This window comes from Gilvimarinus sp. 1_MG-2023, from assembly GCF_030548285.1.
Genome location: NZ_JAUOSC010000009.1, coordinates 124,994 through 131,838, shown reverse-complemented (window position 1 = coordinate 131,838; position 6,845 = coordinate 124,994). Strand labels below are relative to the sequence as shown.

Sequence of the window (6,845 nt, the reverse complement as noted above, 5' to 3'; positions counted from 1 at the left end):
GCGTTCTGCGTTCTGCGTTCTGCGTTCTGCGTTCTGCGTTCTGCGTTCTGCGTTCTGCGTTCTGCGTTCTGCGTTCATCATGCTAACATTACCTAAATAGCCACCCAGAACAATAAAACATGACTCAATCGCGCACATTTAATTACACACCTCTTATTATTCTCGGCTTAGTCGCCCTATCGGTACTGCTGTTCGCCGCACTGGTCATGAGCAAGTCAGGCTCGACGGTGGGCACCAACACTCAAGAGCAAAGCCAACACCAATCAAGCTACCGCTGGCGTATGGTCACAACTTGGCCCAAAAACTTTCCAGGCTTAGGCACAGGTGCTGAAACCTTTGCCCGCTTAGTCAATGAAATGAGTAACGGCCGCTTGACGATCCACGTTCACGGCGCGGGTGAAATTGTACCCGCCATGGGCGTGTTCGATGCGGTGTCATCGGGCAGTGTCGAGATGGGCCACTCCGGTGCCTATTATTGGCGCGGTAAATCCCCCGCCACGCAATTCTTTACCACCGTGCCCTTTGGTATGAACGCGCAAGAGATGAACGCCTGGCTCTACCACGGGGGCGGGATGGAGCTATGGCGCGAAGTGTATGCACCCTTTAACTTAATCCCCTTTCCCGCCGGCAGCACAGGCATTCAAATGGGTGGCTGGTTCAACAAAGAAATCAATACCCTTGACGATTTAAGCGGGTTAAAAATGCGCATTCCCGGGCTCGCCGGTGAGGTGTTTAACCGCGCTGGGGGTACCAGTGTCAATATTCCCGGTGGCGAACTTTACACCGCTCTGCAAACCGGTGTTATCGACGCCGCCGAATGGGTCGGCCCGGCCAACGACATGGCGTTTGGTTTTCACGAAATTGCACAGTATTACTATTACCCCGGCTGGCACGAGCCGGGTTCGATGATGGAGCTAATCATCAATAAAGACGCCTACAATTCTCTGCCTGCAGATTTACAGGCTATCGTCGCCAACGCCATTCGCGCCGCCAGCGCCGACATGCTCGATCATTACACCGCCACCAACAACGCCGCCTTGCAAAGCTTAATTAACAATCACGGCATAGAGTTAAAACGCTTCCCCGATGAGGTGTTACAAGAGTTGCGACAAATGACCGAAGAGGTCTTTCAGGAACAGGCCGCCGCCGACCCTATGTTTGCCAAGGTTTATCAATCCTACCAAGACTTTTTAACTAAGGCGGGGCAGTGGCATAAAGTCTCGGAAGAAACGTTTTATCAAGTGCGGCGCAATACTGCCCCCGAGTAACGGGCATTATTTATTTTTAGGCCGGTGTGAACACCCCGGCCAACAACAGGGCCGGCGTTTACCCGCCGCTAAATCACTCAATAAGCGGGCGATTCGCTTCTCGCGCGTCACCGATTTTTTAGCGTCTTCGACCCAGCATATCCACTCATTGCGCCCGAGCGGCGTCAGACTTTGCCATAAATCCACACTGCTATCGCCGAGGCGTAACTGGCTGGCAAGATCGTCTGGCAACTCATGCACCACACCTGCCAACAGGCTTGTTTTATCCGTTGTCATACAATGGCCCTCAGGCTGTTGAGGATCAGTATAGAATAGATTTTAGCCGCAACAAATACAGAAAAACCGGCTCAGGGCCGGTTTATTGTATGGGTATCGATGCCTTATTCAATAAGCTGCTTACTTGCGAATCCCCTCGATATGCAGCTCAAGCTCGACTACCCGCGAGGCCGGCCCCAAATCTTTTTCAATACCGAAATCTTGCAGGCGAATTTCAGTTTCACCTTCAAAGCCGACCCGATAGCCACCCCAGGGGTCTTTACCTTCGCCGACCTTTTCCACCTCAATGGTGATTTCTTTGGTGACACCGCGCAGGGTTAAGTCGCCCACCAAATCGAACTCTTCATCGTCAATATCCACCACTTTAGTGCTGACAAAAGTCGCCTCGGGAAACTCTTCCACCGCCAAAAAATCATTGCTGCGCAAGTGCTTATCGCGCTCCGCATGATTACTGTCGATACTGGTAGTATCGATGGTGACCGAGATTTTACTCGCCGCCACATCTTCAGCATCGTAAGTAAAATCACCACTAAAATCGTTAAAGCGGCCCAGCAGTAGGCTGTAACCCAAATGAGGAATTTTAAAATTGATCGAGGCGTGGGCACCTTTGGTGTCAATTACATAATCGGCGGCAAACGCCTGTGTCGACAGCAAGGCGGTGGCAAGTGCAACTCCGGCCGCTGATCCTTTTAATACAGTATTGAGTGATTTCATTATCCTCTCCTTTGATTCATTGATTTTTTACCGGTCGGACAATACGCTTTAAAGTATCGTCCTTTAAAACAAAATGATGCCCCAATGCGGCCAGTGCATGTAAGCTGGCAAAGACAATAATCGCCCAAGCTAAAAGCCAATGGACAGTGCCGGCCAAATCCACATTACCAGGCTCTAACTCCAGCAACACAGGAAAACTCACCCAGCCAAAGATCTCGGGAGCTGAACCTTCAGCCGTGGTAATTAAATAACCCGTCGCCATAACAGTAAACACCAAGGCATACAAAACCACTTTAACCGCGCTCGATGCGAGCCGTATCAGGCGAGTATGCTCTGGTAATGGGTTAGGTGAGCGACTCAGTAACCGCCACAATAGTCGCACCGACATCAACACAAACAAAATTAAACCGACACTGACGTGTACATCAGGCCCCTTGTGATACCACTCGTCGTAGTAACCCAAGCTTGTCATGTACAACCCCAGTGCGAACAAAAAAATAATGCTGCCGGCGCTAACCCAGTGCAACACAATGGTTACTAAACCATATCCTTGGGGCTGGTCTTTTATCATTGCTATCTTCCTGTTGCCGTAAAGCCAAAAGTCACTCTACAAACCTATCCTTACATCGGGCATGTGCTGTTACTTAGACGGCCCTTACTCGATTCAGTTCTACCATAATGGTTAAGTTAACAAACTAAAATACAAAAGACGGGTTAAGAATTGTGAGGTGAGTCTAACGAATTGACCTAAAATGTCAGTAGGCGAGAGCGCCCAAGCTGAGAGGGCGCTAGCGAGTAACCACTTAAGGCTCTACCGACCGGGTGCGCCCGTTATCATCGATCGCCACATAGACATATTCACCTTCCGTGACCTTCGCCACCTCACCGTTGCGATGATCTTTAATCCACACCTCGATCATAATACGAATCGAGGAGCGACCCACCTCGACCTCTTCGGCGTAAACACTGACAGTGGCGCCCACCGGCACCGGGCGCAAAAACACCATGCTGCCCACCGCCACGGTGGTCACACGGCCCCGGGCAATATTTTGCGCGAGTATTGCACCGCCAATGTCCATTTGTGACATCAACCAACCACCGAAAATATCCCCATAAGGGTTGGTGTCAGCCGGCATTGAGAGGGTTTGCAGAGTCAGCACTCCGCGTGGCGTCGGGTCTTCATCCAGACTACCGTGCATAGACATGAGCTTTACCTTATTAAGTTTTGGCCCCGAACCTTACCGAGGCAGTTTACATTGATTGGACATCTCTCCGGACAAATTGTCAGCGTGCCAAGAGTACATTTAATTGTTTAAGCCCATGTGACCAGTTGCGGCCACAGCGCTAAAACAAGCAACAGCAGCAATTGCAAACCAATATAGGGCGCAACGCCCCGATAAATGGCAGAGGTTGGCACCGAATCGGGCGCAACCCCCCGCAAATAGAACAGCGCAAAGCCAAATGGCGGTGTCAGGAACGATGTCTGCAAATTGATGGCAATCATAATGCCAAGCCAGACCGGATCCACCCCCATTGCCAAAAGAACCGGCCCCACAATGGGCACAACGACAAAAGTAATTTCAATAAAATCGAGGATAAAGCCCAGTAAAAAAATCACCAGCATCACCACCACCATCGCGCCAAATACCCCTCCGGGTAATTGTTCGAAGAGATGGTGAACCAACTCCTCCCCGCCAAAGCCGCGAAACACCAGCGAAAACAAGGAGGCGCCAATCAGGATAGTAAAAATCATGGCGCTGACGCGGGTGGTGGCACGCATCACCTCGCGCAGACGCGGCAAGTCCAGCTGACGCTTTACCGCCGCCAGTATTAAAGCCCCCAGCGCCCCGACACCGGCAGCCTCCGTCGGGGTGGCAATACCGAGAATAATCGAGCCCAGCACCAGGGTAATAAGTACCAACACTGGCACCAACGACAATAACAGCCGCCCGCGGCTAATGTTTTCGGCGCCTTCCGGTTCGCGCACCGAGGGTGCGCTAGCGGGCCTTACTTTTGCCACAATCAACAAATAGACCATATACATGATCACCAGCAGCAGGCCCGGCACGATGGCACCCACAAACAAATCCCCCACCGAGACCGTCTGTAAATTTATCACCCCCAATTTCAGCTGGGCCTGTTGATAGGCACTGGACAGCACATCGCCCAAGAGTACCAGCGCAATGGAGGGCGGAATAATCTGCCCCAGAGTGCCGGTTGCGCAGATAGTCCCGGTTGCCAGTGCCGGCTGATAACCATGCTTTAACATGGTGGGCAGCGACATCAGGCCCATGGTGACCACCGTTGCCCCCACAATGCCGGTACTGGCCGCCAATAGGGCACCGACCACAATCACCGACAAGCCAAGACCGCCGGGCAATCCGCCGCACACCTTGGCCATATTGCTGAGCAGCTCCTGCGCTAAGCGCGATTTTTCCAGCATCACGCCCATAAATACAAACAGCGGCACCGCCACAAGCGTGTAATTACTCATAATGCCGAACAGGCGGCCGGGAAAGGTCAGCAGTAGCGCCGGGTCAAACACGCCGGCAATAATACCGCTGCCGGCAAATAACAGGGCTACACCGGCTAAGGTAAACGCTACCGGGTAGCCCAGCATTAGCGCCAGACAAACCACTAAAAACATAACCAGCGGTAAATACTCAATCATGGGTATGCGCCTGTAGCAGTACCAAAACGGCGCGAATAAGCTCAGCCAAGACGGCCAGGAACAAGCTGACCGCGAACAGTACAATCAAACTTTTAAGGCCATAGACCAAGGGCAAGCCGCCGGCATCAGTGGACACCTCAGCAATCAACCACGAGCTGCGCACATAGCGCCAGCTGATGGCGGCGACAAACACACAAAGGGGCATTGAAAACACCAAGCTACCCAGGGCATCCACCCAGGCTCGGCCGCGCGCACTCATTTTGCGGTAGAAGATATCGACCCTGACCTGCTCGGCGTGCTTTAGGGCAAAGCCGGCACCCAACAAAAACACCGCGGCGTGCATATAAACCACCGACTCCTGTAGCCCGGCCGAGCCCAACCCCAAAAATCGGCGGACAATCACCACCAGACAGGTCACCACCACCATCACTAAGGTGAGCCAGGCAACGCCGCGCCCGGTCCACTCAGTAAACTGATCGAGCCATCGCAAATAAACGGGTATAAGGGCAGGTTTTTCTGCCGGAGAAGAAGACGCCATGAGTTGCCAATTTGTTATTGTAAGGCGCCCAGTATAGCGGGCGCCTTAGTGAGTATCTACTGAGTAGCTTGCTGCATTTGTTGCAGTCGCGATTGGGCTTTTTGCCCCAATTCACCACCGCCCTGGGCCGCCATTTGAAAATACTCTAACGCTTGCTGTTGTTGTCCATCCGCGAGGGCATACTCACCCAAATAGTAAGCCGCTATTTGGGTGGGCAGCAGCGCCATACTCTTTTCTAGGTCGCGGGCGGCATTGTCGGTCTTTTTCAGCTGATCAAAGGCCAGGGCGCGGTAAATATAAGGGCGGAAAAACTCCGGGTTGGCTGCAACCGCCCGATCGAGTGCGGCGGCTGACTGACTAAAGTCCTCATCGGCGGCGTGTAATCGCCCCTTAAGCTCCCAAAACAGCGTCTCATTCGGTTGCTGCTTAACGGCCTTATCCAGCAACTGATACGCCCGGGCTCGATCATCTCCGGCAGCTTGCAGTGCCTGCTGATAATTATCATAAGCCCCGGCATCTTCTTTAAGCTGAGCAATCGCGCGCTGGTAGGCGGCGCGATTGCGGTCCCCACCGGTGTATTGAGCGACCATTTCACGGTTGCGGTCCACCCGGGTTTGGGAGGGCGGGTGGCTGGCAAAGAAACTCTCCAACCAGCCGGACTGGCGCCCTTCGCTTAATTTAACAAAGGCTTGTTGCAGCTCCACGGCTCCCTGGGGGTCATAACCGGCCGCTACCATATATTTAATACCGTACTTATCCGACTCTAACTCCTGGCCCTGGCCGTACTGCGCCTGCCAGGCCTGCGCGCCGACACCCAATGCGCCCATAGCCAAACCTGCAGTTTGCTCCCCCTGGGATGACAGAGCGGCCCCGGCCGCCACCAGGCCGACATTGAGCAAGGTGCCGCGGGTTTGTTGCTGAGCACTGTGGCGGGCCGCCGCGTGGACGATCTCGTGGCCCAGCACAGCCGCCAGTTGCGCCTCATCTTCAAGCAGTACCAGCAATCCGCGGTTAATCGCTATTTTGCCGCCGGGCAGCGCCCAGGCATTGGGCACACCATTGTTGAGCACCACAAATTCGTAGGGCAGGTCGGGGCGATCACTGACCGCGGCCAATTTTTGGCCGACCCGGTTGATATACACGTTCAGGTCGGGGTCCACCACATAGCGTCCACCTTGCGACTGCTGGCTCGGGCCATATTGCTGCGCGCCAATGGCCACCTCTTGCGCAGGCGACATCAGTGACAGTTCTTGCTCACCCGTCACAGGGTTCACACTGCACGCAGTGGCCAGCCCGGCCAGTAATACTATGGATACTATTGATCGAACCAATTTCACAACTCTCTCCTTTGGTTGGTATAACCTGTGCCTGAGGCGCA

At 53.6% G+C, this 6,845-nt stretch carries 8 protein-coding genes; 1 reads left to right on the top strand and 7 read right to left on the bottom strand.

Features of this window, described 5'->3' with window-relative positions; all coding sequences use genetic code 11:
- Window positions 1-119 precede the first annotated feature (119 nt).
- The gene (locus Q4563_RS11500) at window positions 120-1,268 is read left to right on the top strand and encodes a TRAP transporter substrate-binding protein (RefSeq protein WP_215976664.1); all 1,149 of its coding nucleotides are present in this window, start codon (window positions 120-122) and stop codon (window positions 1,266-1,268) included.
- Between the two features lie 6 nt (window positions 1,269-1,274).
- Here Q4563_RS11500 and Q4563_RS11495 read toward each other — a convergent pair whose 3' ends face one another.
- The 7 genes from Q4563_RS11495 to Q4563_RS11465 all read right to left on the bottom strand — a co-directional run bounded on the left by Q4563_RS11495 (window position 1,275) and on the right by Q4563_RS11465 (window position 6,804).
- Window positions 1,275-1,544 (bottom strand): YdeI/OmpD-associated family protein, encoded by a 270-nt coding sequence (locus Q4563_RS11495; RefSeq protein ID WP_303604587.1) that lies wholly within the window; start codon window positions 1,542-1,544, stop codon window positions 1,275-1,277.
- 120 nt (window positions 1,545-1,664) lie between these two features.
- The gene (locus tag Q4563_RS11490; protein WP_303604586.1) at window positions 1,665-2,258 is read right to left on the bottom strand and encodes a YceI family protein; all 594 of its coding nucleotides are present in this window, start codon (window positions 2,256-2,258) and stop codon (window positions 1,665-1,667) included.
- 16 nt (window positions 2,259-2,274) lie between these two features.
- Window positions 2,275-2,829, bottom strand: coding sequence for a cytochrome b (locus Q4563_RS11485; RefSeq protein WP_215976658.1), 555 nt, complete (start codon window positions 2,827-2,829; stop codon window positions 2,275-2,277).
- A gap of 232 nt (window positions 2,830-3,061) precedes the next feature.
- The gene (locus Q4563_RS11480) at window positions 3,062-3,463 is read right to left on the bottom strand and encodes an acyl-CoA thioesterase (RefSeq protein WP_215976657.1); all 402 of its coding nucleotides are present in this window, start codon (window positions 3,461-3,463) and stop codon (window positions 3,062-3,064) included.
- A 107-nt stretch (window positions 3,464-3,570) separates the two neighbouring features.
- The gene (locus Q4563_RS11475; RefSeq protein WP_303604585.1) at window positions 3,571-4,929 is read right to left on the bottom strand and encodes a TRAP transporter large permease; all 1,359 of its coding nucleotides are present in this window, start codon (window positions 4,927-4,929) and stop codon (window positions 3,571-3,573) included.
- The gene (locus Q4563_RS11470) at window positions 4,922-5,467 is read right to left on the bottom strand and encodes a TRAP transporter small permease subunit (protein ID WP_215976655.1); all 546 of its coding nucleotides are present in this window, start codon (window positions 5,465-5,467) and stop codon (window positions 4,922-4,924) included. Before Q4563_RS11470 ends, Q4563_RS11475 begins: the two co-directional genes overlap by 8 nt.
- 56 nt (window positions 5,468-5,523) lie before the next feature.
- Window positions 5,524-6,804: a M48 family metalloprotease gene (locus Q4563_RS11465; protein ID WP_303604584.1), complete on the bottom strand. Its 1,281-nt coding sequence runs from the start codon at window positions 6,802-6,804 to the stop codon at window positions 5,524-5,526.
- Between the last annotated feature and the right edge of the window lie 41 nt (window positions 6,805-6,845).

Excerpts from the sequence above, each read along its gene's own strand:
- Q4563_RS11500 (WP_215976664.1), top strand. The coding sequence starts at position 120 with ATGACTCAATCGCGCACATTTAATTACACACCTCTTATTATTCTCGGC.
- Q4563_RS11495 (WP_303604587.1), bottom strand. The coding sequence starts at position 1,544 with ATGACAACGGATAAAACAAGCCTGTTGGCAGGTGTGGTGCATGAGTTG.
- Q4563_RS11490 (WP_303604586.1), bottom strand. The coding sequence starts at position 2,258 with ATGAAATCACTCAATACTGTATTAAAAGGATCAGCGGCCGGAGTTGCA.
- Q4563_RS11485 (WP_215976658.1), bottom strand. The coding sequence starts at position 2,829 with ATGATAAAAGACCAGCCCCAAGGATATGGTTTAGTAACCATTGTGTTG.
- Q4563_RS11480 (WP_215976657.1), bottom strand. The coding sequence starts at position 3,463 with ATGTCTATGCACGGTAGTCTGGATGAAGACCCGACGCCACGCGGAGTG.
- Q4563_RS11475 (WP_303604585.1), bottom strand. The coding sequence starts at position 4,929 with ATGATTGAGTATTTACCGCTGGTTATGTTTTTAGTGGTTTGTCTGGCG.
- Q4563_RS11470 (WP_215976655.1), bottom strand. The coding sequence starts at position 5,467 with ATGGCGTCTTCTTCTCCGGCAGAAAAACCTGCCCTTATACCCGTTTAT.